Origin of the sequence: Bacillus sp. JNUCC-22 (assembly GCF_018861275.1) — a bacterium.
In the GTDB taxonomy this organism is placed as follows: Bacteria; Bacillota; Bacilli; order Bacillales; family Bacillaceae; genus Bacillus; species Bacillus velezensis.
Genome location: NZ_CP076408.1, coordinates 3219857 through 3243311 on the forward strand (window position 1 = coordinate 3219857; position 23455 = coordinate 3243311).

Genomic DNA, 23455 nt, shown 5'->3' on the forward strand with positions numbered 1-23455 from the left:
TGGCGCGGGGGTTTTTTTATTGAATGGATGTTAAATAAATTCTTCCGTCTTTAACAACGCCGCCATACGTCCAATTGTATGTTCTGAGCTTCGGGCTGCCGCCGGCTTTCGTAATATAAAACTCCTCGTACGTATGAATCGTCAGATGAGAGCCTTTCTGTGAAAAGCTTTTGACATTCACTTCATTAAATACTTCGGTCGTTCCCTCGCTGTGCAGTTTTTTGACCAGTTTCTGCTGATCTGCATACAAAGGGCTCCCCTCTTCTAAATTGCCCGCCATGATGGCAAAATTGTTAAGGCTGACGGCGCTTGATTGATTTGTCAGGTAATCAGTCATAAACGTTGTGACTTGCTCGTTTGTCACGCTGCCTGAAGCTGTGTTTCCTTTGGAAGATGCCCATGCTGATGTATAGGTTTTCGGCTGGCCGTTTTTTATTTTTTTTACATTTGTCCCAGAAGAATCTGAGGCAGGGTCAGCTTTTTCGAAAACCCATTTTTTATGTTTTGTATCATATGAGAGTACATAATGAAAGCTCGGCTCAGCCTCTTCCATATCAGGCTTCGTATTCCCGTCGAAATAAGCAGACTCATGAAGCTCTTTACCCGTAACAGTTACTTGCCAGCGGCCGTTCTCTTGAGAAATCGCAAATGAATCCAGATCAAAGCTTGTCTCTTTATACTGATCCTTCAAAAAGGTGCCGGAACTCTTCATGCCGGATACCACTTCTTTCGTCTGCTCTTTCCAGGCGGAACCAGCCTCGGTCATCTGATCGGTATTTCCGTCTGCCATCGCTTTTGTATACTGCTTCGTTGTTTTGACAATCGTGTCCATGATTGTTTGTTGTGTATCTTGATCCGGGATAAGCGTTAAGTCCACATCAGTACTGTTGATCGGAACATCGGCAGTTTTCATTTTCCCCCAAGGAAAATCAGCCTCCACGGCGGCTGTCATGGAACCGTCAGTTAAGAGCGGACCGTATGTAACGGATGTAAACGGATCTTTATGGACGGACTTGCCGTTTATCAGCAGATCGCCTTTCGCGCTTTTGAAGCTCTCTGCCGGAGTGAATGTCACATCCTCGGCATCTAACGGCAGGTCAAACTCAACATTCCGGCTGCCGGCCGCCTCTGCCTCTTGCTTTTTGACAACGTCAACCGTCTCATTTTTAAGCTTGGCTTCCGCCGTGTAGACACCGGGTGCATACGGGCCGAAGATTTGGGTTTCATCGGCTTTTTTGACCGTACCTGTTTTCTCGCTGTTGATATAAAGATCGGCGCCTTTATAATTGCTGGTGACGCGGAAATAAACCGGATCGACTTTCAGTTCGTAATGGTCAAACAAAAGAAGGGTTTTTCCCTCTTTTTTGACGTATACCGCATCTTTTTCTGATGAATTGCCGCGAAGCGATGCCAGCAGTTCATCGTGTTTCTTTGCGTATGCAAGGAGCGGTTTGACATTGGTCTCATTCAGCTTCAGTTTTTTGTCTGAAGGAGTGAGCAGGGCTGCGAGCTTTTTCGTGTCCCCGTCATGAACCGCCTGTTCGAATTGATCTGTGAGCCTTTTTTCAGATGTCAGCCAGGCTCCGGTTTTATATGCGGCAATCAATAAAATCAGCGCTGCGGCAATGCCGCCCCATATGAAGAGCGTTTTTTTAGGGATCGGCTTTCTCATTTGTGAAGCAGGTTCAGCCGTTCTTACAGCCGCCTGCCGCTCCAGCCGGCTTCCTTTCCCGATCGGTTTTCCGCATTCTTTACAGAAATGCGCCTCTTCGTTGTTCTGCTGGCCGCAATACTTACAAAAAAACATGACTTTCCTCCTATTCAATCTGCAAAACTTGTATAACTTTTCCTATGTTTCATATTTTATAATAAAGTAGAATGATTTTGGAGTTATTTTGAAAAAATAGCTGTCGATCATAACAGAGGAGGAGAAACAGACATGCAAAAACTGAGTATCCGAAAAGCCGCGGAGCCGGATGAAGCGCTGTATGAACTATTGCTGCTGGCCGATCCGTCGAGGGAGATTGTCGATGATTATCTTGTAAGAGGAGAATGCTATACGGCTTGGACGTCAGACGAGCTTGCAGGGGTTTACGTTTTATTGCAAACAAGGCCTAAAACGATAGAAATCGTAAACATCGCGGTAAAAGAATCGCTGCAGAACAGGGGATTCGGAAAACAGCTGGTGCAAGATGCCATTGAAAAAGCGAGACAATCGGGAGCTGACACGATTGAAATCGGCACCGGAAATTCCAGTATTCATCAGCTGTCACTCTATCAAAAATGCGGATTCCGCATTCAGGCTGTCGACCATGATTTTTTTATCAGGCATTATGATGAAGACATTTTTGAAAACGGCATTCAATGCCGGGATATGATAAGGCTTTATTTGGATTTATGATAAAAAGGGCGCCGGCTGACATCGGCGCCCCTTCGTTTACCATTCAGACGGATTGATCCGCTTGTTTCTCTGTATTTCTTTGACTCCCTTGTCTGACTGAAAAAATAGCAAAAACGATCGTAAGGGTCAGTCCGACCGCCGCAAAAATATAATCCGCATTCATCAACAGCAGAAGCCCTGTGTAGACAGCGGCCGACAGCGGTTCACCCATTTTGACAATGGAAAAAATCAGTGCAAAGACCCTTCCGAAATATGCAGCCGGAACCGTCTTTTGGAAATACAGCACCGTTTGCACATCAATATACGAGATGATGATGCCAAGCACCAGGAAAATGATGCACTCAAACCCATGAAGGGGAAAAAACAGGAGCATAATGAGCAGTCCCGCTGCCGTTAACGTCCGCGGGTACAGCCGGTTCAAGCGTTTTGTATTCCATTTGAAAAATACGGCCAGATTGCCCAAAAGCATCCCCGCCTGAAACATTGAATACATGACGGCAAACCATACAGAATAGTTCTGCTGAAAACGCTCCACAGCAAGAATCGGCCCCATTACTGAAATAAGGCCGGCAATGACGAGATTTACGACGAAAAAGTATCCGACCGATGTCAGCCATGCCGCATTTCCTTTCAGCATTCTGTAACCGGCTTTTACATCTTCAGTTCCGTTGCTTTTTTCATCGGGCTGTTCTGAAATACGAATGAACGCGATAAATGCCGCAGAGATCAAAAAAGCAGTGCCGTTTATGGCAAACAGCAGCCCGAACGGAATAGCCGCAATCATGATCCCGCTGATCAATTTTCCGACGATGAGTCCGATCAAGTCACTCGTATTGATCAGAGATGTCGCCTGATCAAGATGCTGTTTGCGGACGAGCAGCGGAATGATCGCGACTTTCGCCGGCGCAAACAGCATCGATTGCAGAGATAGACAAAAGGCGCACACCCCGGCTATCCACACGGTTAATAAATCGTTCGCGCTGAGCACCGCCAAGAGGATCATAATGGCGGCCCGGCCCGTATTGCACAAATACAAGATCGACTTTTTTCGGAATAAATCAATCAGCGGCCCCGCCAGCACGCCAAATGTCAAGGGCACGAGTTCGATAAAAGAAATAACGCCGACAAGAATTTTGCTGCCGGTCAATTCTAACACTAACAGCGGCAGAGCAATGAGCCAGACCCCGTCCGCTGCTGAAGAAAACACCTGTGCACACCAAAGCTTTGCATAGTTCGGTGTTCGATATGTCATATCAGGCCCTTTTTTGATCCTCGTCATCAGAAACACCGCCGAACCATTCCAGCGTTCTCCATGATTCCCGTCTTTCCGTATAATCCTCTTCCATCACCTCAAATACAATGCCGGTATCTTGATTCCGATAAAGCACCTGCAAAGTATCGGCAGCCCGTCTCAGCAGCTCCTCAGCGATCGTCCCTTCACTCGGATGGCGGCCCTCAAAACAGCGGACACCCCCATGCGGGAACGCAAGCTGGCGAAATGAGCTGAAGTGATAATGCTTAATGCTCTCTTTTATCGACAGAAACTGAAAGAAATCGGGATATTTCAGCTGATCATTTCTGAACATAAGCGCGGAAGATAAGTGAGTCTGATAGGTAATCGCCCAATGGCACAGATCCCACGTAATACCGACATGCTTCAGATCCAGCTGCACCAGCTCTGTAAAATCCTCAGGATAAATGAAAATCGGATCAAAATCCTCTCCCAGATTCCCGATGATCGGAAGGTTTTCCACACCGATCCAAATGTCCGTCCCTTTCAGCCGCTCATCAAACTCCGCGAAAAACTCAACGATTTTTTTACGGTTTCCTTCCAGGTCATAGACTTGAAATTCCTCAACCGTCATAAATTGATTCGCATGAACGGTTATGCCTTTGGCGCCGTATTTCACAGCGAGCTCCGCAAAGTGATAAAGCTGTTTTTTGATGTGATCTTCATGCACATAATCGGCATGGTCTGTCGGGAAATGCAGCGTCAATAATGAAGGATCAAGCTGTTTCGCATATTCCAGCGTCTGATTGAATGTTTTGAGATAATCCGCTTCCTCAAAGGAATGGCCGTCAAAAATATTCGCTTCCAGACCGTATCCCGCTTCCACCCATTTCTCATCGATTTGCTTCGGATCAAGTCCGAAAAACGGAATTTGAGCAATCATAGGACAGTCACCATGTTCCTCTCACAAGCATAAACGCTTCCGCAGCCGAAAAACCCGCTTTTGCTCCCCACACACGGGCATTATGTTCGATCGCCTGCAAAGAGCGGGGATGAGGGAAGTCTCTGAGCTCGGAACCGTAACACGCCATCGATTTCAATTTCGTTTCAAGCTCGTCTTCAATATTAACGAAGAAATTGGCATGAAACTGATCCTTCTGACAGTAATTCCATTCCGTCGAAGACAATGTTTCATAGGCAAAAACCCGTTTTACCGTATGACCGGGAAGCGGACGGGTTGCCGTCATGACCGCTCTGAATACGACAGAGTGGTCAATATTAATGTCACCGCCGTACTGGGTATACACAATGTCAGGCTGAAAACGATTGATTTGTTTCTCCGCTTCCTTCACGACATCCAGCAAATCCATTGAATCCATTCTGTTATCAGGAAGGTTCAGCCTGACAAAATCAAGGATGCCCAAAGTGCTGAGCGCCTGCTCCGTTTCTTGATTAGAATGCTCCATAACGGAATCTTCAGGCTTTTCGTAATCCGTTTTTCTTGATGATTTGCCTTCCGCCATAATGACTGCCGACACGCTGTCACCTTGGCGGACATGTTTGGCGAGCGTGCCGCCGACGCCGATAATTTCATCGTCGGGATGCGCTGCAAATACCATTACTTTCATCATATTGCCCTCCTTTAACTAACATTTCAGCTGTATCCGCTCCGCAGTTCATCAGCATATCAAGCATGGAGAGGTGAGGGATATGCTCCCCGAATAATTGAGGATAGCCAAAATGTCGGATCTGCTGATACTCAATGACAATTCCGTTTCTTTCAAAATCGCTTTCTATTAAATAGTCGGAACCCTGACTGCCTGAATAATAACGGTCCGCCCCCAGCTCCTGACAAAGCGCTAAAACAAAATCGCTTTTTTTCTCCTTCCGGCATTCAAGCTCAGAGACATAACAGAGCGGCGTTTCAATTCGGAGCTCTTTTCGGAAAAATTCAATGATGTGCATATTCAAATCATGGAGATATTCCCACTCCCGCTGATAGACATCTTGAAAAAAATGCTGGTATCGCTCAAAATAGGGAGCTTTCGCATAGTTCATCTTAATCGCCATCCAATGTTTTTTCCGCCAATCCTGTGTCTGGTCGATTTTCATATGCCGAAGCTCTATGTCTTTATATTGTTTCATCTGCAAAGGCACTGTCAGCCATCTGGGGCCTTGCGGCGTTTTGATTCTGTTGCGGTTGAGAAATCCTTTTTTCTCAAATTGGGCTGTGTCATGAATGGCAAACATATCCGACTTATACATTTTTTCAAAAAAACCGTACCACGGCAGATAACTGGATTGATGGCCGCTTATTGTTTTCATTCCGGTTTCGTAAAAAGTCGGCATTGTTTTTCTTCAGCTCCCCAATATCGTTTCGGTCTCGCTATTTCTTTACTGTGTGAAAAGCCAAAATCAGCCCATTGAAGCTTGCGGCCAATGGCGAATTGCAGGGCGTCACGCATCAATAAGTAAGAGGCCTGCGCTTTTTTTCCCGCCAGGCTGTTTACATTCTGCCAATAATAGAAATGAGAGCGGTCATAGAGAAAAATACTGCTGCTGATCAGCGTCTCATCCTGATATGCTCCGACCCAAAACATTCGGTCCGCAAACGTGTCAAGCAGCTTTTGGAAAAAGCCCTGGCTCAGCACATAAGCCGCGCCGATTGCCGCCGTATGCTCTTTGTAGAGGTCATAAAACGCGCCAAGTTCTTTTCGCCCGATCAGCCGGGTGACAATATTCTCTTTTTCAGCGTATCTGACTGCCGTCCGGGCTTTTCCGGAAATGCCCGTCCAAAGCTCGTCAAACGTGTCCGGAAGCGAAAGAATCCGCGTTGCCTTTTCCGTCCATCCTTCCCTGATTTCTTCTGTAAAAGAAGTCTGACCGTACGGCAGCAGCATCCGGGATATGTTCCGGCCGAATATGGCCTGGATTTCACTTTGAAGCCATTCAAATGAGATGGGGCGATCTGAAATAACGCCGCCGTATCCGATCATATTGCCGGATAATACGCCCTTCTGTTCAAAAAGCGGAAGATAGATGACTTGTCCTCCGTCCGTTGTCAGTCTGACAGGGTGAAATGACGTGCCGGGAAGCTCTTCCATGAGGATTCCCCAATCATAGCTTTGAAACAATCCCGCCTGATACATGTCAGCGGCCCGATCCCATGCCTGGCGGGTCGTGCATACTGCTGTTTTTTGCATAGTTATCACCACTATTCAGTCTTATTCTGTTGCTCACAATATGATAAAACGGATTCGGCTATATATCTGACTTGCTCCTTTTGAAGAGGAGGTTTAAACGGCAGGGAAAGAACTCTCTTCCAAAGCGGGTCTTCCCCGCCTTCCCCCGCGTATGTTTCATAAATCGGAATACGTCCGAGGGGAAGATAGTTCCAGCATGTTTGGATGCCTCTTTCAGCTAAATAAACGGAACACCCGTACCGCTCTTCATCCCGGGGAAATACAATTGTTAAATAATTCAGATGTTCTCCTTCTTGGGGCTGGATCATTCTTATGCCGTTTGTTTCTTCCGCCTTTGCAAAGATTTCTCCCGCCGTCTCTAAGTTTCGGAGCGAAGCTGTTACAAGCTGATCTATACGTGAAAGCTGATCATCAATAATGGCTTCCCTTGCCGGATGCATACGAAGCACGGGTACAACAGCCGGTTTATCCGGCAGAGCTTCGAGCTTTGTGGCTTTCATGGAAGGCATGGCGCCCGCTTTTCTAAACATATATGAAATAGGATGATGCCGTTTCCGTTTCATTACAGCTTGGATTCTTTGATTTCTGATATAGATTCGATAGTCAGCTGCCACTTGGCTGCGCTGTTCCATCGGGAGATTTGCTTTTTGCCGAAGCCATTCTTTCGGCGCGATTAACGCGCCGCCTCCGATACTCGCAAGCGGCTTTGAGGGGCCGAAGCTTAAAATGCCGAAATCGCCCAAACCGCCGGCAAATGTATCGGCTTGTTTTGTAAACATGGCTTGAGCGGCATCATCAATGACAGCAATTCCGTTTTCCTTCGCCCAGTCAATGATGGCGGTATTTTCTCTCCGGCCGTATACATGTGTGAGGATAACCGCACACGTACGCCTCGTCACTTTTTTTTTGACATCCTCAAAAGATAAGAATAGATGCTCATCCAGCTGCGCAAACACAGGCGTCGCACCGGATTGCAGTACGGCATCAATGACATTCGGGCAGCTGAAGGATGAGAAAATCACTTCTTTCCCCGGCCCGGCCCCCGAATAAGTTAATGCGAGCACCAGTGCCGCACTGCCGCTGGAGGTCAGCACAACCCCTTTCCCGTAACGTTTTTCCAGTTTTTCAGTCAGTCCGCTTTGTCCGGCAGTAAGCAAGTGTTTCACTGCGCGCAGACGGCCGCTGACGGAAAACTGTCCGGGATAAACGGGATATTTGACCACTTCCGGGTTTTTAGGAAAGTGAAAGTTTGTGCTTTTGTCTTTCATCTTTTATGATCTCCAGGCCTTCATTCAGACTTACTTTCGGAGCGTAACCGAGCAAACGTTTCGCCTTCTCGATTGACGGCGCCCGTTTAAAAATCTCGATGTCTTTTCCCCTCACGCCGTCTTCGCCCAGCTTTTTAAACAGATAGTTATCCTTCTCTCTGCCTGAGAGCACATTGACTTTTTCAGCCAGTTCTTTTATCGTGATCGGCTGGTCGTTCCCGATATTGAAGTCTTCAAAGACGGCTCCTTCATGAATGAGAGCGAGATAAGTTCCGGTGATGATATCACTGATGTAGCTGAAGCAGCGTATTTGTCCGCCGTCCCCGTAAAGAGGCAGCTCAGAGCCATTCTCGGCCAGGCTGAAAAACTTGTTGATGACAAAATCCTCGCGCTGTTTCGGCCCGTATACATTAAAGTACCGGACGACCCGAATATGAAGTTCGTCGGAAGCCTGTTCTCTCAAATATTCCTCTGATTGCAGTTTGGCTTTTCCGTAAGCCGATTTCGGAAGCTTTCTGCTTGTCTCGGTATAAGGAAAATCCGGTGAATCTCCGAACACTTCTGAACTCGATGAGAAAAGAAGTGTGCTGATTCCCAATTCACCGCATACCTCAGTGACGTTTTTCGTTCCTTCAAAATTGACCCGTATGACGTCTTCTTCATTGCTTCGGCAGCTGTCCACTCCGACCATTGCCGCCAAATGGACAACCGCATCCGCTCCCCGCAGTGATTCGCGGAGGGACGTCCGGTCAAGGATATCCGTTTGGCGGTATTCAGTGTCAAAAGCCGGTTTCTTTTGGTCTGCAATGATGGTGTGATAACCTTTAGCCTGTAATAATGCCGCCAGTTCGCTTCCGATAAAACCGGCCCCTCCGATAATCGCAATATGTTTCATGATCCTACCTCCTGGCTGATAGTCAAAACTTCTTTTATAGACTTGACAATATAGCTGCAATCCTCATCTGATAACTGGCTGTAAAGAGGCAGTGATACGATCTCCCGGAAAACACGTTCAGTTACCGGAAGCTCGGCAGGAAAATGTTTTTTATAGTAAGGATGCAAATGCACGGGAATAAAGTGCACGCTCAGCCCGATTTGTTTTTCTTTCATTTTCTCAATAAACAGATCTCTGTCCATACCGCCGTTTTCTCGAATCCGCAAAATAAATAAATGCCATGAGTGCGTTATGCCGCTTGGAATGTCAGAAAGCGGAAGCGCCGCTTTGTCAGATTGACCTGACAGTTCACGTACATAAAATTGAGCGATCTGTTCCCGTTTTTCTTGAATGTCGTTTGCGCGCTTCAATTGAACCAGACCGAGCGCGGCCTGAATATCCGTCATATTATATTTAAAGCCCGGCAGTAAAACGTCGTATCTCCAGCTGCCTTTTTCACCGTACCGGTTCCAGGCATTTTTTGTGATGCCGTGCCATCCGTACAGCCTCGCTCTTTCTGCGGCCTGTTCGTCTTTCATAACGAGGGCTCCGCCTTCCCCCGTTGTAATATTTTTGGTGGCATAAAAGCTGAAGCACACGGCATCGCCGTGAGTGCCGATCATGCTTCCGTTATATTTTGTACCGAGCGCATGAGCGGCGTCTTCAATCAGATACAATCCGTTTTCTTTACAAATGGATTGCAAGTTTTCCAGATCAGCCGGATAGCCGGCAAAATGAACCGCAATTACCGCTTTTGTGCGCGGCGTTATTTTCTTCCTGACATCTTCAGGATCGGCACATAGACTTTTCTCGCATATATCCGCAAACACCGGAACGGCTCCGGCGTGCAGGATGACATTGACACTGGAACAGAACGTGAAGCTCGGCACGATGACTTCATCGCCTTCTCCCACACCGAGCGCCAATAAAGCCATATGTAATGCAGCGGTGCCTGAATTACAGCTGATGACGTGTTCGGCTCCTATACATTCTCCCAGCTTTTTTTCAAAATCGATTACCTTCGGGCCTTTCGAAATCCAGCCCGATTGAATCGTTTCGGTTACGCTTGCGATTTCTTCGTTTGTCATATCAGGTCTGTGAAAAGAGATAAATCGATTACTAATGACCGTTCCCTCCTATAAAGTGACAACTCTGCAATTGTCGGCTGATTTTTCCTTGCATACATTTCTTGTGTCAAAGATAATCGGTGAGGCATCCTTCAAAATACTGTAGTCGATGACATCGTGATCTGTATGGATGATGATGACGTCGTACTGATTGATTTGTTCTTTTGTGAAAGGGACAGATTGTTTGCGGCTTCCGTCATTCAAGCGGATCTCGCTGATAAACGGATCATGGTAATCAATCGCGCATCCCTTGTCCATCAATTCTTCCATTATCGTAAACACTGAGGATTCACGCGGGTCATTTGTATTTTTTTTATAAGCGGCCCCTATTATTAAGATGCTGCATTTGTCTTTGCCCGACAGTTTCAAAGCATAGTCAGAGACAGAAATCGGCATGTTGGAATTGATTTCGTCCGCCAGATCAATTAATTTTGTCTGCAGCCCTTTTTCATTCGCGATCCATTTGAAGTAAAAAGGGTCAATCGGGATACAATGGCCTCCGACTCCGGGGCCCGGGATAAATTTTTGAAAGCCGAACGGCTTCGTGTCCGCCGCGCAGATGACTTCCCATATATCAATATCAAGTTCACGGCAATTAAGCGCCATTTCATTGATAAGAGCTATATTGACATAACGATAAGTATTCTCTAGGAGTTTAGCTGTTTCAGCTACTTCGGGTGAGGTGACCGGGTGAATGCTTGTAACAATGGTGCTGTAAAACGCTGAGGCAAGTTCTGTGCAAGTCTGTGTGGTTCCGCCGACTACTTTAGGAATATCTGAAACTTCATATTGCCTGTTGCCCGGATCAATTCTTTCCGGAGAATAAGCCGTAAAAAAGTCTGTTCCTATTTTCATGCCGCGGCTTGATGCCATTCTGTCGGCAATCTTTTTTTTCGTTGTTCCGGGATAGGTGGTGCTTTCTAAAATTAAAAGCTGATGCTGCCTTCCATAAGCGATCATGCTGTCAACTGCACTGTCGATGTAGGTTAAATCGGGGATCTTGTCTTTTTTGTTCAGGGGTGTCGGCACACATATCACAATGATGTCGCATTTTTGGATGAGCGACATGTCGGCGCTGATTTGAAAGCGTTTTGTTTGTAAAGCCGAGTTCAGTCTGTCGTCCTCTATATCTTGAATATGGCTGCTTCCGGCGGCTAACAAGGAAACCTTTTCACTGTTTTTGTCGAATCCGATAACATTGTATCCTTTATCGACACATTCCAGCGCAAGAGGGAATCCCACATATCCCATGCCTAACACGCCTACAATCGCCTGCTTCGTTTCAATCAGATGTAACAGCCGTTTTTGACCAAGGTTGCTGGCTTCTTTTGTGACAGTATTCATTTTTCGCCCCCTAATAGATAGAAAAGAGTATTGTTTTTTACAATTTAAAACAAATATCGATCGATATCGCAATTATAACAAAAGTTAAAATTTGATAAATGAGTTTTACATCCTTTTATAAATTAGGTATTATCTATTTATTTTTCTTTTATTTGTAAAATAAAATCCTGTCAAATGGTATATATCTGGTAACGAGTGAGAAAATCTCCCTTAATTGAGAGAATATACAGAAAATAATATAAAAAAACAGGCCGAAGCCTGTTTTTTTATTCTTTCACTGCCTCAGTTACAGCCGCGGAAACGAGTGATCCCGCTTTCTCTAATCGTTCTTTGCTGATGTGTTTCATATTATCATTCTCGGTGTGATACCAAGGCCCCGGCTCCTGTGTATCGGGGCTGAGCCAAATCCAGTTAGCCGACGGAATCCCTGCTTCATAAAAAGAGACATGGTCTGAGTAACCGAGCTGAATCAGGTTGGGCTTGACCAAGCGGGATTTTTCAGCGGCTTTTTCAGCATACCGGACACTCGGGTTTTCCCTGCCGTCAGGAGTCGTGACACACATTTGACTCGCTTCTTCCCAGTCAGTCGCAATCATATCGGCATTAAAATTGGCCTGGCTGTGCTTTCTTTCATTGTTCGTGAGTGTACTGACGTAATAAGATGAACCCGCAGACCATAATTCTTCTGCACCGAACAGGATAAAGCGGATCTCTTTGTCTTTCGGTATGTGTGTGAATTGCTTGCTGATTTCCAGAACGGCAGATGTGCCTGAGGCGTTATCATCCGCTCCGGGCGCGCCTTTTACGCTGTCATAATGCGCTGTGACATAAATAATATCAGCATCAGAAGAGTTGGCCTGTGCCGCTTTGCGCGTTCCTATAATATTTTGTGAGGTGCGGTTTTTATAGTTTTTAAATTGAATGACTGCCTGCTTTTCCTGCAGCAGTGCTTCACCGTCTTCTTTTTTCATACCCGCCGCCGGTATCGTGATTCCTTTATCGGTATGCGGACGGACGGCGAGCGGTTTTGTTGTCTGATTATAAATAATGACTGCTTTGGCTCCCGCTTGTTCGGCATGTTTGATCTTTTGAGAAACGGGGATCTTTCCTTCGCGTATCACTGCAATCTTTCCTTTGGCTCCTGTTACGTCATCGCGTGATCCGCAGCCGCCGTCAAAAATCCCTCCCTCAATTCTCAGCTCTTTTTCAACAGCGGATTGATCAGCGGAGCGGAGCGGGAATTCATGATCTCCCGCTGTGACTGAACCTGAAAAGTACTTTTTCAATGGAAATGACTGTACTTTGACACTGGCGCCCTGAGCCCGCAGGCGATTCGATATGTATTCAGCCGCTTCCTTTTCTTTCGCAGTTCCGGTTTCCCGCGGTCCGATGGTTTCACTCAGATCATGCATCGTGTCCAATGCCTCATCAGCATCAAAAACCGGCGCGGTCACGGCTGAATAAGCATGAGTTTCGGACAGCGGCCCGGCAGACGCGCCCCATATGACGCTTGCTGCCACCGCGGCTGACATAAATGAAAATTTCATCATAATCCCTCCTCTTATTAACACCTCTTCCCTTTCGATTGAAGAACACTGATTCCTTTAAAAAGGGGAAAAATGAATATTATTGACCAAATGAAGATGATGAAAAAGGAGGGAAAAGCCCGGGAGCATAAAAAAACGCCGGGAGAATATCTCCCGGCGTCCATTCCATTACTTATTCAAGTTATAGAAAGAGTTGATACCGTGGTATTGAGCAGTTTCAGCCAACTGATCTTCGATGCGAAGAAGCTGGTTGTATTTCGCAACACGGTCCGTACGGGACGGAGCACCTGTTTTGATTTGTCCTGCATTAGTTGCCACAGCGATGTCAGCGATTGTGCTGTCTTCAGTTTCACCTGAACGGTGAGAGATAACGGCAGTGTAGCCTGCGCGTTTCGCCATTTCGATCGCATCGAATGTTTCAGTCAATGTACCGATTTGGTTTACTTTGATCAGGATAGAGTTGCCTACGCCGTTTTTGATACCTTCAGCAAGCTTTTTCGTGTTTGTAACGAAAAGGTCGTCACCGACAAGCTGAACTTTTTTGCCAAGACGCTCTGTAAGAAGTTTGTGGCCTTCCCAGTCGTTCTCGTCAAGTCCGTCTTCGATAGAGATGATTGGGTATTTAGAAACCATTTCTTCGTACCAGTCAACCATTTCAGCAGATGTTTTCACAACGCCTTCGCCAGACAGATGGTATTTGCCGTCTTCTTTGTTGTAGAACTCAGAAGATGCAGCATCCATAGCAAGCTTCACTTCTTCGCCAGGTTTGAAGCCGGCTTTTTCGATTGCTTCAACGATTGTTTGAAGCGCTTCTTCGTTAGAACCAAGGTTCGGAGCGAATCCGCCTTCGTCACCTACAGCTGTGTTCATTCCTTTAGCAGAAAGAACTGATTTCAGGCTGTGGAAGATTTGAGCGCCCATGCGAAGCGCTTCACGGAAGTTAGGCGCGCCTACAGGCATAATCATGAATTCTTGAATGTCTACGTTGTTGTCAGCATGCTCTCCGCCGTTTACGATGTTCATCATCGGTACAGGAAGCGTTTTTGAGTTGAATCCTCCAAGGTATTGGTAAAGAGGAATCTGTAAGAAATCAGCAGCTGCGCGCGCACAAGCCATAGATACGCCAAGGATTGCGTTCGCACCAAGTTTGCCTTTGTTTTCAGTTCCGTCAAGCTCGATTAAAAGCTGATCGATTGCGTTTTGTTCAGTTACGTCAAAGCCGAGAAGCTCTGGAGAAATGATTTCGTTTACGTTGTTAACAGCAGTTAACACGCCTTTTCCAAGGTAACGGTCTTTGTCGCCGTCACGAAGCTCAACCGCTTCGTATTCACCTGTAGAAGCTCCGCTTGGCACTAATGCGCGGCCGAAAGCTCCTGTTTCTGTATATACTTCAACTTCAACTGTTGGGTTGCCGCGTGAGTCAAGGACTTCGCGTGCATAAACATCAACAATGTATGGCATGAGTTTGTCTCTCCTTTTGATTTACGCTTATTTTTGAATTAAAGATGTTCCGGTCATTTCTTTCGGTTTTTCAACACCGAGAAGGTCTAATAACGTTGGTGCGAGGTCGCCTAGGATTCCGCCTTCGCGCAGCGTCACGCCTTCTTTCGTCACAATGACAGGGACTGGGTTTGTCGTATGGGCAGTGTGCGGTTCGCCTGTTTCTGTAATCAGAATGTCCGCATTACCGTGATCAGCGGTAATGATGGCATGTCCGCCTTTAGCGATGATGGCGTCAACCACTTCGCCTAAGCATTCGTCCACTGCTTCAATTGCTTTAATCGTCGGTTCGACCATTCCGGAGTGGCCGACCATGTCAGGGTTTGCAAAGTTCAGGATGATCGCGTCGTGCTTGTCAGCCGCGATTTCTTTTACAAGAGCATCCTTCACTTCATACGCGCTCATTTCAGGCTTCAGGTCATATGTCGCGACCTTCGGCGAGTTAATGAGGATGCGCTCTTCGCCCGGGAATTCTTCTTCGCGGCCGCCGCTCATAAAGAACGTAACGTGCGGATACTTTTCAGTTTCTGCAATGCGAAGCTGTTTTAACCCGTGCTGTGCTAATACTTCACCGACCGTATTGTCAAGGTTTACCGGTTTAAAAGCCACATATCCGTCAACAGATTCACTGAAGTGAGTCAGGCAGACGAAATACAGGTTTTTCGGATGATTTTCACCGCGGTCGAAATCGCGGAAATCTTTGTTGGTAAACGTGTTTGAAATCTGGATGGCGCGGTCTGGTCTGAAATTATAGAAAATCACAGAATCGCCGTCATGAATTTTCGCAACGGGTTCACCGTTTTCTTTTGTGATGACGGACGGAATGACGAATTCATCATGAATGCCGTTCGCATAAGAATCGTCGACTACATCCATCGCGCTGCGGTAAGACGGGCCTTCGCCGTAAGCCATTGCGCGGTACGCTTTTTCCACACGGTCCCAGCGTTTGTCGCGGTCCATGGAGTAGTAGCGTCCGGAAATGCTGGCGATTTCGCCGACACCGATTTCTTCGATTTGCTCATTCAGCTGCTGAATGTAAGTTTTCGCTGTTTGCGGACCTACATCGCGGCCGTCGAGGAAACCGTGAATATACACCTTCGTCAGTCCTTCACTTTTCGCAAGCTTCAGCAGCGCGAATAAATGATTGATATGACTGTGTACGCCTCCGTCAGAAAGAAGGCCGAACAGGTGCAGCGCTTTGTCGTTGTCTTTCGCGTTTTTGATGGCGTCAAGGAACGTTTGATTGCGTTCGAATTCGCCTTCGCGGATGGCAACGTTCACGCGTGTTAAGCTTTGGTACACAATACGTCCTGCGCCGATATTCAAATGACCGACTTCAGAGTTCCCCATCTGTCCTTCAGGCAGTCCGACTGCTTCGCCTGATGCCGTCAGCGTCTGATGAGGGTATTGGTTCCAATAACGGTCGAAATTCGGTTTTTTCGCTTGTGCGACTGCGTTTCCGACTGTTTCATTGCGTAATCCGAACCCATCAAGAATGATGAGTGCAGCTGGTTTTTTACTCATATTGACCTTCCTCCAATAATTGAACGAATGACTGCGGTTCAAGGCTTGCGCCGCCGACCAAAGCACCGTCAATATCGGACTCTGCCATATATTCTTTAATATTTGCAGGTTTTACGCTGCCGCCGTATTGAATGCGGAGCTTGTCAGCAGTTTCCTGGCTGAAGCTTTCAGCAACGACTTTACGGATATGCGCGCAGACGTCGTTAGCATCTTTCGCTGTAGAAGATTTGCCTGTTCCGATTGCCCAGATTGGCTCGTACGCAATAACGGAAGCGGCAACTTGCTCTTCAGAAAGACCCGCAAGACCTTTTTTCACTTGATCGGCAACAAGATCATTTGTTTTTCCGGCTTCGCGCTCTTCAAGCGTTTCACCTACGCAAATGATCGGCACAATGCCGTGCTTGAAAGCGGCATGCGCTTTTTTGTTAACTGTTTCATCAGTTTCAGCGAACATTTCACGGCGCTCAGAGTGGCCGATGACGCAGTAATCCACGCCAAGGTCTTTCAGAGCGACCGGGCTGATTTCACCTGTGAACGCACCGTTTTCTTCAAAATGCATGTTTTGGGCGCCGACTTTCAGGTCAGTTCCTTTAACAGCAGAAGTCAGCTTTTCTAAGAAAAGAGCTGGTGCGCAAACAACGGCTTCCGCTTTGTCTGCTGCTGGAATGGAAGATTTCACTTCTTCAACGAAGCTGACAGCCTCGCCGAGTGTTTTGTTCATTTTCCAGTTACCGGCTATAATTGGTTTTCTCATCTGTTCCACTTCCTTATAGCAGTTTTTATTTATCGTTCAGCGCAGCTACACCTGGAAGCTCTTTGCCTTCCATGAATTCAAGGGATGCGCCGCCGCCTGTTGAGATATGGCTCATTTTGTCAGCAAGGCCGAATTTTTCAACGGCTGCCGCAGAGTCTCCTCCGCCGATGACAGAGTATGTATCATTAGCCTCTGCCAATGCTTCTGCAACCGCTTTTGTGCCTTGAGCGAACAAGTCGATTTCGAATACGCCCATCGGTCCGTTCCACACGACAAGTTTGCTGTTTTTGATAACGTCAGCATACGTTTCGCGTGTTTTCGTACCAATGTCGATGGCTTCTAAATCACTTGGAATCTCAGAGATCGGCACGATTTGAACGTTTGCATCGTTAGAGAAATCATCAGCAACGAGAACGTCTTCCGGCATATAGAATTTAACGCCTTTTTCTTTCGCGCGGTCCATGAATGATTTTGCAAGTTCGATTTTATCTTCTTCAAGCAAAGATTTACCGACTTCATAGCCAAGCGCTTTTACGAATGTGTAAGCAAGACCTCCGCCGATGATCAGGTTGTCCACTTTATCAAGCAGACTTTCGATTACGCCGATTTTGTCTTTTACTTTCGCGCCGCCGATGATTGCCGTAAACGGGCGCTCAGGATTTGTCACGGCTTTGCCGAGAACGTCAAGCTCTTTTTCCATCAGGAATCCTGCAACCGCCGGCAGATGCTCGGCAATTCCAGCTGTAGATGCGTGAGCACGGTGGGCAGCACCGAATGCGTCATTGACATATACATCCGCAAGCTCAGCAAATGCTTTAGCAAGCTCAGGATCGTTTTTCTCTTCACCAGGGTAGAAACGTACGTTTTCCAATACAAGAACGTCTCCGTCCTTCATATCAGAAATTTGTGCTTTTACAGCATCGCCGTAAGCTTCATCCGCTTTTTTCACTTCTTTGCCGAGCAGTTCGCCTAAGCGTGCAGCGACAGGAGTTAAACGAAGCTCCTCAACCACTTCGCCTTTCGGGCGGCCTAAGTGGCTCGCAAGAAGGACTTTCGCGCCTTGGTCTGCAAGGTGTTTGATTGTTGGAAGCGCAGCGCGGATACGAGTATCGTCTGTTACTTCCCCGTCTTTCATTGGAACGTTAAAGTCAACGCGGCAGAATACGACTTTGCCTTTTACGTCGATGTCTTTTACTGTTTTTTTATTCATGCCTTAGGAGATCCTCCTTCAAAATGGTTTGCATAGCACGAAAAACGTGAAACGTGAAACCGCCTCATGATGCTTCCGCCGCGGGGCAGATTGCAGCTTCCGGGCACGGGGCAGATCGTCTTCTGAGCCAGGGCAGGCGGCTCAGAAAACGAAAGTGCCGCGGAAACTTCAAAACGCGGACGTTCTGCAGCAATCCGGCGCTTTCTGAAAGCCGGTTCTCATGGAAAAAGGGAAAGGGAGTCCGTCCCCTTCCCTTGTCCGCTTTCATTATAGCGTTTCTGTCCGAAAGAACCAAGTCCGGCCCTTTCCGGGAGCTATGAATTAAAGACCTTGTTTTGCGATGTAAGCTGCAAGGTCAACAACGCGGTTAGAGTAGCCGCTTTCGTTATCGTACCAAGAGATTACTTTTACCATGCTGCCTTCCATAACCATTGTAGAAAGAGCATCGATTGTAGAAGAGTTAGCATTGCCGTTGTAGTCTCCGGATACTAATGGCTCTTCGCTGTAGCCAAGGATTCCTTTAAGATCGCCTTCAGCCGCTTCTTTAAGAGCTGCGTTTACATCTTCAGCCGTTACGTCTTTGTTCAGTTCAGCAACTAGGTCAACAAGAGAAACGTTTGGAGTCGGCACACGCATAGCTCCGCCGTTCAGTTTGCCTTTCAGTTCAGGAAGAACAAGGGAAACTGCTTTAGCAGCACCAGTTGATGTAGGAATGATGTTTTCAGCTGCTGCACGCGCACGACGGTAGTCTTTGTGCGGAAGATCAAGAATTTGCTGATCGTTTGTGTAAGAGTGAACAGTTGTCATCATACCGCGTTTGATGCCGAATTTGTCGTTAAGTACTTTTGCAAACGGCGCAAGGCAGTTTGTTGTGCAAGATGCGTTAGAGATAACATGGTGGTTAGCCGCATCGTATTTATCTTCGTTAACACCCATAACGATTGTGATATCTTCTTCGTTAGCAGGTGCAGAGATGATAACTTTTTTCGCGCCTGCTTCTAAATGTTTCGCAGCGTCTGCGCGTTTTGTGAAGAAACCAGTAGATTCAACTACGATTTCAACGCCTTGTTTGCCCCAGCTGAGTTTCGCAGGATCGCGCTCAGCAGAAACTTCGATTGTTTTGCCGTTAACAACAAGGTTGCTGCCGTCAACTTTAACTTCTGCATCTAATTTTCCGTGTACGGAATCATATTGTAAAAGATGAGCAAGCATGTTAGCGTCTGTTAAATCGTTAACCGCTACTACCTCAACTTCAGGATTGTTTAATGCTGCGCGGAATACGTTACGTCCAATACGACCAAAACCGTTAATACCGACTTTTACTGCCATGATTATTTCCTCCTTTAAATAAGTGAGAGATATTTATATTGAGGGACTGTTATCCCTTAATAACTTCTTTGCGGCTCCTTCGTCCGTGACGAGAACCGTGTTTCGCTGCTTTTTAAAATAAGCTTCGATTGCTTCTGCTTTTGATGATCCGCCCGCTACCGCGATAATGTCGGGAATGGCATCGAGGTCATCAAGCTGCATTCCGACTGAATGCACCTTGTGAACGACTTCTCCGTCCGCATTAAAGTAGTAGCCGAATGCCTCTGTCACCGCATGATTGTCATCTATTTTCTTCAAATCTTCCAAAGGCGTGTTTCTTCGCTCCGCCATTGTTCTAGCTTCGCCGATTCCGTGAACGAGCATACTCGCTGATTTAATCGTGTGAAGCACCTCTTTTACGGAAGGCTCTTCAATAATAGATGAGTAGGCGCCTTGTGACAGCTGCCCGGGAACGAACAAAAGCCGGTAAGTACCTGAAGCCTTTTCCGCCATATGCGCGCATATGGTGTTCGCCTGGTTTTTCACATCTTCGCCTAAACCGCCTCTTGCGGGCACAAACAGGAGTTCGCGGTTTTTTGAATCCGGCGTCATCATATCGGCGACGGCTTCAATTGTCGTACCGCCGGTTACAGCGACGATATTTTTGCCTGAAAATCTCTTTTTCATACATGCAACGGCCGCTCTCCCTAATTCTTTTTTGACCCAAGGAGATTGGTCGCTGTCTCCGGAAACGATAATGGCGTCTTTCAGATTAAGCCGCTCTTTTAATGTCTTTTCCAGAAGCGTCAATCCTAAAACATCCTTCATCGTATCTTCCAGAATCGAAAGCAGTGAATAGCCCTCTTCCGTCATTGTCATGCCGTTTGTTTTAATATCGATGAGATTCTGTTCTTTCAAAAACTGAACCTCGCTTCTGAGAACGCGCTCGGTCAATCCGAGACTGGCAGCAAGACTTCTGCGGCCGATCGGTTCGGTAAGCCTGATATACTGCAAGATTTCAAATCTTTTCTGCATCACAAGCAAAAGATCAGGCAATAATTTTTTTTGAGCTTGTATTAACTGGTTCATGACTCAAACGTTCCTTCCTATTCATACTGGACAGAAAATGTCCCGCTATGACAAAAAACGTCCCATCATAGCCAAAAAAAATTATGTCTGCTTTCTTTAATTATTTTAACAGGATGACATTGTTAATTCAACTGTTAAAGGTCAATTCCTCGACATTCTTCGCAGGATTTTCCAGTATCTCCTTGATACAGTCATTATATACAGAAACGGAATGAAGGTGACAGACAAAAGCCCGCCGGAGCGGACTTTTGTCGTAAAACGCTTTCATTTTATCCAGAGTTTTTCTATTTCTTCTAATGATTTATTTTTCGTCTCAGGGCAGATCGTCACGACAAACAAGAAACAGAGAATATTAATGACGGCGAATATCCAGAAGGTGTACGCGAGCCCTAACCCGCTGATCATCATCGGCACGAACTGGCCGATCGCCCAGTTGGCCCCCCATAAGAATATCGTCGCAATACCGGCGGCGCGTGCGCGGAGGTGATTCGGAAAGATCTCCGAAATCATGATCCACGTAATCGGCCCGACTGATACGCAGAAAGCGGCGACGAATCCCAATATGATGACGACTAAAGCCGGACCGCTCGCCAGCTGAAAATAAAAGGATGCCCCGATTAAGATCATGAACAGCGCCATAAAGGCAGATCCGACCCCCATCAGCTTTTTCCGGCCCACCTTATCGACTAAAAGAACCGCGATAATGGTGAAAATCACTTCGACGACACCGACGATGCATGTCGTGATAAACCCCGCATTCTGTCCGAAGCCCATCATTTTGAAAATTTCCGGCCCGTAATACGTAATTGCGTTCATGCCGATGACCTGATTGAATAAAGCCAGCAGAATCCCGATCACAAGCGCTTTTCTCAGCCCCGGCTTAAACAGCTGAGACAATGAACCCATTTTTTCTAATTGTAAAGACGTTTCGATTTGTTTGATTTCTTCTTTCGCGGTCTGCTCGCCGTTAATGCGCGTCAGCACGGCGAGGGCTTCATTCCGGCGCCCTGCTTTCGCAAGCCAGCGCGGACTTTCCGGCACGATAAGCAGCACGATAAAAAAGATGACGGACGGAATCATGCCGTAAGCGAGCATCCACCGCCAGCCGGTGTGCACTCCCCATTCATACGAGCCGGACTGCTGGACGGCGAGGTTAATAAAATAAGTGCCGGATATCCCTAATATCGTAAACAGCTGATACAGTGAAGACAGACTGCCGCGTATGGCCGGCGGAGCGGCTTCGGTAATATACGTGACAGAAAGCGAGGAGCCCATGCCGATTCCCAGACCGCCGATGACTCTGGCGATCACTAAGGAAGACACACTTTGAGAAAGCGCAGAGACAACCGCTGACACCGCAAACAACAGCGCCGCTGCCATCAAAATCTTTCTCCGCCCGAAACGGTCACTCAAAAATCCGGAAATCCCGACGCCGAAAACACCGCCGATCATAATGCTTGAAATCACGAGCCCTTCCATAAAAGGACTTAAGCGGTACAAATCTTTCAGGAAACCGATAGCGCCGGAAATCACCGCCGTGTCATAACCGTACAAAAGCCCTCCCAGTCCGGCCGCGCATGAGATGAGAATGACAAACCACTTGGAATGCTGCCGAGTGACAGGTACATTTGAGCCAATTGGTGCCGGGTGATTCTTCATGAATTTTACCCTCCCGCGAATAATAGAATAAAAACGCTTACAAATCTGAGTGCGGCGCTTGATGTTGCTTTGTTTTCTTCAGAACCGCCACATTTGTACGTACTTATAAAGAATTTTATCTAAAAATAAGGGAAATTAGTACGTACAAATAAAGAATAAGCAGTTTTTCATAATCTGTCAATTATTTTTACAGCTTGATGAAAGGGCTTACTATGTTATACTGGAATTTGTCCGTATACATTTTGGAGGAATTGATATGCTACCGAAATATGCTCAAGTAAAAGAAGAAATTTGTTCATGGCTGAATCAAGGAAAAATACAGCCGGACGAAAAGCTGCCTACGGAAAATGAGCTGATGCAGCAGTTCGGCGTCAGCCGCCATACCATCAGAAAGGCGATCGGAGATTTGGTCTCGCAGGGGCTGCTGTACAGCGTTCAGGGCGGAGGCACCTTTGTCGCTTCACGCACGGCGAAATCAGCCATGCATTCAAACAAAACGATCGGCGTCATTACAACGTACATATCAGACTATATTTTCCCGAGCATCATCAGGGGAATCGAATCTTATTTAAGCGAACAGGGCTATTCCATGCTGCTGACGAGCACCAACAACAATACAGAAAGTGAACGGCGCGGTCTTGAAAACCTGCTGTCCAAAAATATAGACGGGCTGATTGTCGAGCCTACGAAAAGCGCGCTGCAGACGCCCAACATCGGCTACTATCTCAATCTGGAGAAAAACGGCATTCCGTTTGCCATGATTAACGCCTCTTATGCGGAGCTGGCCGCACCAAGCTTTTCCGTCAATGATGTCAAAGGCGGCATGATGGCTTGCGAATACGTCATGTCCCTCGGCCACACGCACATTATGGGAATCTTTAAAGCGGATGACACGCAGGGCGTCAAACGGATGAACGGCTATCTGCAGGCGCATCGGGAGCGCGGGATTTTCCCGTCTCCGGACATGATCGTCACTTACACGACTGAAGAAAAAGAAACCGTGCTTCTCCAAAAAATTAAACATACCCTTGAGCAAAACAGCGGATCACACCCGACGGCCATTCTTTGCTACAATGACGAAATTGCGCTGAAGACGATTAATCTTCTCAGGGAATTCGGGTTAAAGGTGCCTGATGACGTATCGGTCATGGGCTATGACGATTCACATTTCGCCCAGATTTCCGAGGTGAAGCTCACCTCTGTCAAGCATCCGAAATCCATTATGGGGAAAGCGGCGGCAAAATACGTCATCGACTGCTTAGAGCATAAAAAACCGAAGAAGGATGACGTCGTGTATGAACCGGAACTCGTCATCCGGAATTCAGTCAGGCGGATCGGCGAATAAAAAAAGCAATG

The 23455-nt window shown here is 46.9% G+C and carries 20 protein-coding genes; 2 read left to right on the forward strand and 18 right to left on the reverse strand.

Annotated features, from left to right (window positions below; genetic code table 11):
* Positions 1-16: 16 nt before the first annotated feature.
* Positions 17-1807, reverse strand: coding sequence for a zinc ribbon domain-containing protein (locus JNUCC22_RS15750; RefSeq protein ID WP_216061883.1), 1791 nt, complete (start codon positions 1805-1807; stop codon positions 17-19).
* A 132-nt stretch (positions 1808-1939) separates the two neighbouring features.
* On the opposite strand from JNUCC22_RS15750, the gene JNUCC22_RS15755 reads away from it, so the two are divergent.
* Complete coding sequence (locus JNUCC22_RS15755; RefSeq protein WP_007613857.1) at positions 1940-2401, forward strand: GNAT family N-acetyltransferase; 462 nt, start codon at positions 1940-1942, stop codon at positions 2399-2401.
* A gap of 43 nt (positions 2402-2444) precedes the next feature.
* Here the strand turns inward: JNUCC22_RS15755 and JNUCC22_RS15760 are convergent, their stop codons facing one another.
* The 17 genes from JNUCC22_RS15760 to JNUCC22_RS15840 form a co-directional block, all read right to left on the reverse strand.
* The gene (locus JNUCC22_RS15760; protein ID WP_080130097.1) at positions 2445-3680 is read right to left on the reverse strand and encodes an MFS transporter; all 1236 of its coding nucleotides are present in this window, start codon (positions 3678-3680) and stop codon (positions 2445-2447) included.
* On the reverse strand, positions 3655-4575 hold the full coding sequence (locus JNUCC22_RS15765; protein WP_124692723.1) for a TIM barrel protein: 921 nt from the start codon (positions 4573-4575) through the stop codon (positions 3655-3657). The genes JNUCC22_RS15760 and JNUCC22_RS15765 overlap by 26 nt, the downstream gene beginning before the upstream one ends.
* Before the next feature lie 7 nt (positions 4576-4582).
* Positions 4583-5260 (reverse strand): PIG-L deacetylase family protein, encoded by a 678-nt coding sequence (locus JNUCC22_RS15770; protein WP_124692722.1) that lies wholly within the window; start codon positions 5258-5260, stop codon positions 4583-4585.
* Positions 5223-5981, reverse strand: coding sequence for a WbqC family protein (locus tag JNUCC22_RS15775; protein ID WP_039063663.1), 759 nt, complete (start codon positions 5979-5981; stop codon positions 5223-5225). The genes JNUCC22_RS15770 and JNUCC22_RS15775 overlap by 38 nt, the downstream gene beginning before the upstream one ends.
* On the reverse strand, positions 5954-6835 hold the full coding sequence (locus JNUCC22_RS15780; RefSeq protein WP_032869646.1) for a GNAT family N-acetyltransferase: 882 nt from the start codon (positions 6833-6835) through the stop codon (positions 5954-5956). The genes JNUCC22_RS15775 and JNUCC22_RS15780 overlap by 28 nt, the downstream gene beginning before the upstream one ends.
* Before the next feature lie 11 nt (positions 6836-6846).
* Positions 6847-8103 carry an aminotransferase class V-fold PLP-dependent enzyme gene (locus JNUCC22_RS15785; protein ID WP_032867002.1) on the reverse strand — a complete coding sequence of 419 codons (1257 nt, stop codon included), beginning with the start codon at positions 8101-8103 and terminating at the stop codon, positions 6847-6849.
* Positions 8069-8998, reverse strand: coding sequence for an NAD-dependent epimerase/dehydratase family protein (locus tag JNUCC22_RS15790; protein WP_020956362.1), 930 nt, complete (start codon positions 8996-8998; stop codon positions 8069-8071). The genes JNUCC22_RS15785 and JNUCC22_RS15790 overlap by 35 nt, the downstream gene beginning before the upstream one ends.
* Positions 8995-10125, reverse strand: a complete 1131-nt coding sequence (locus JNUCC22_RS15795) for a DegT/DnrJ/EryC1/StrS family aminotransferase (RefSeq protein WP_012118481.1) — start codon at positions 10123-10125, stop codon at positions 8995-8997. The genes JNUCC22_RS15790 and JNUCC22_RS15795 overlap by 4 nt, the downstream gene beginning before the upstream one ends.
* Positions 10126-10173: 48 nt before the next feature.
* Positions 10174-11508, reverse strand: coding sequence for a nucleotide sugar dehydrogenase (locus JNUCC22_RS15800; RefSeq protein ID WP_007613872.1), 1335 nt, complete (start codon positions 11506-11508; stop codon positions 10174-10176).
* A gap of 266 nt (positions 11509-11774) precedes the next feature.
* Positions 11775-13055: a M28 family peptidase gene (locus JNUCC22_RS15805; protein WP_015240616.1), complete on the reverse strand. Its 1281-nt coding sequence runs from the start codon at positions 13053-13055 to the stop codon at positions 11775-11777.
* A gap of 168 nt (positions 13056-13223) precedes the next feature.
* Positions 13224-14516, reverse strand: coding sequence for a phosphopyruvate hydratase (gene eno, locus JNUCC22_RS15810; protein ID WP_007409956.1), 1293 nt, complete (start codon positions 14514-14516; stop codon positions 13224-13226).
* A gap of 27 nt (positions 14517-14543) precedes the next feature.
* The gene (gpmI, locus tag JNUCC22_RS15815; RefSeq protein ID WP_003151620.1) at positions 14544-16079 is read right to left on the reverse strand and encodes a 2,3-bisphosphoglycerate-independent phosphoglycerate mutase; all 1536 of its coding nucleotides are present in this window, start codon (positions 16077-16079) and stop codon (positions 14544-14546) included.
* Complete coding sequence (tpiA, locus tag JNUCC22_RS15820) at positions 16072-16833, reverse strand: triose-phosphate isomerase (RefSeq protein ID WP_003151618.1); 762 nt, start codon at positions 16831-16833, stop codon at positions 16072-16074. The genes gpmI and tpiA overlap by 8 nt, the downstream gene beginning before the upstream one ends.
* A gap of 25 nt (positions 16834-16858) precedes the next feature.
* Entirely contained in the window at positions 16859-18043 is a 1185-nt protein-coding gene (locus JNUCC22_RS15825; protein ID WP_016937889.1) for a phosphoglycerate kinase, read from the reverse strand.
* A gap of 321 nt (positions 18044-18364) precedes the next feature.
* Positions 18365-19372 (reverse strand): type I glyceraldehyde-3-phosphate dehydrogenase, encoded by a 1008-nt coding sequence (gene gap / locus JNUCC22_RS15830; RefSeq protein ID WP_003151611.1) that lies wholly within the window; start codon positions 19370-19372, stop codon positions 18365-18367.
* 33 nt (positions 19373-19405) lie between these two features.
* Complete coding sequence (cggR, locus tag JNUCC22_RS15835; protein WP_003151607.1) at positions 19406-20440, reverse strand: gapA transcriptional regulator CggR; 1035 nt, start codon at positions 20438-20440, stop codon at positions 19406-19408.
* 264 nt (positions 20441-20704) lie between these two features.
* Positions 20705-22099 carry an arabinose-proton symporter AraE gene (locus tag JNUCC22_RS15840; RefSeq protein ID WP_003151605.1) on the reverse strand — a complete coding sequence of 465 codons (1395 nt, stop codon included), beginning with the start codon at positions 22097-22099 and terminating at the stop codon, positions 20705-20707.
* 256 nt (positions 22100-22355) lie between these two features.
* Between JNUCC22_RS15840 and JNUCC22_RS15845 the strand changes: the two genes are divergently transcribed.
* Positions 22356-23444 carry an arabinose utilization transcriptional regulator AraR gene (locus JNUCC22_RS15845; protein WP_020956364.1) on the forward strand — a complete coding sequence of 363 codons (1089 nt, stop codon included), beginning with the start codon at positions 22356-22358 and terminating at the stop codon, positions 23442-23444.
* Positions 23445-23455 lie beyond the last annotated feature (11 nt).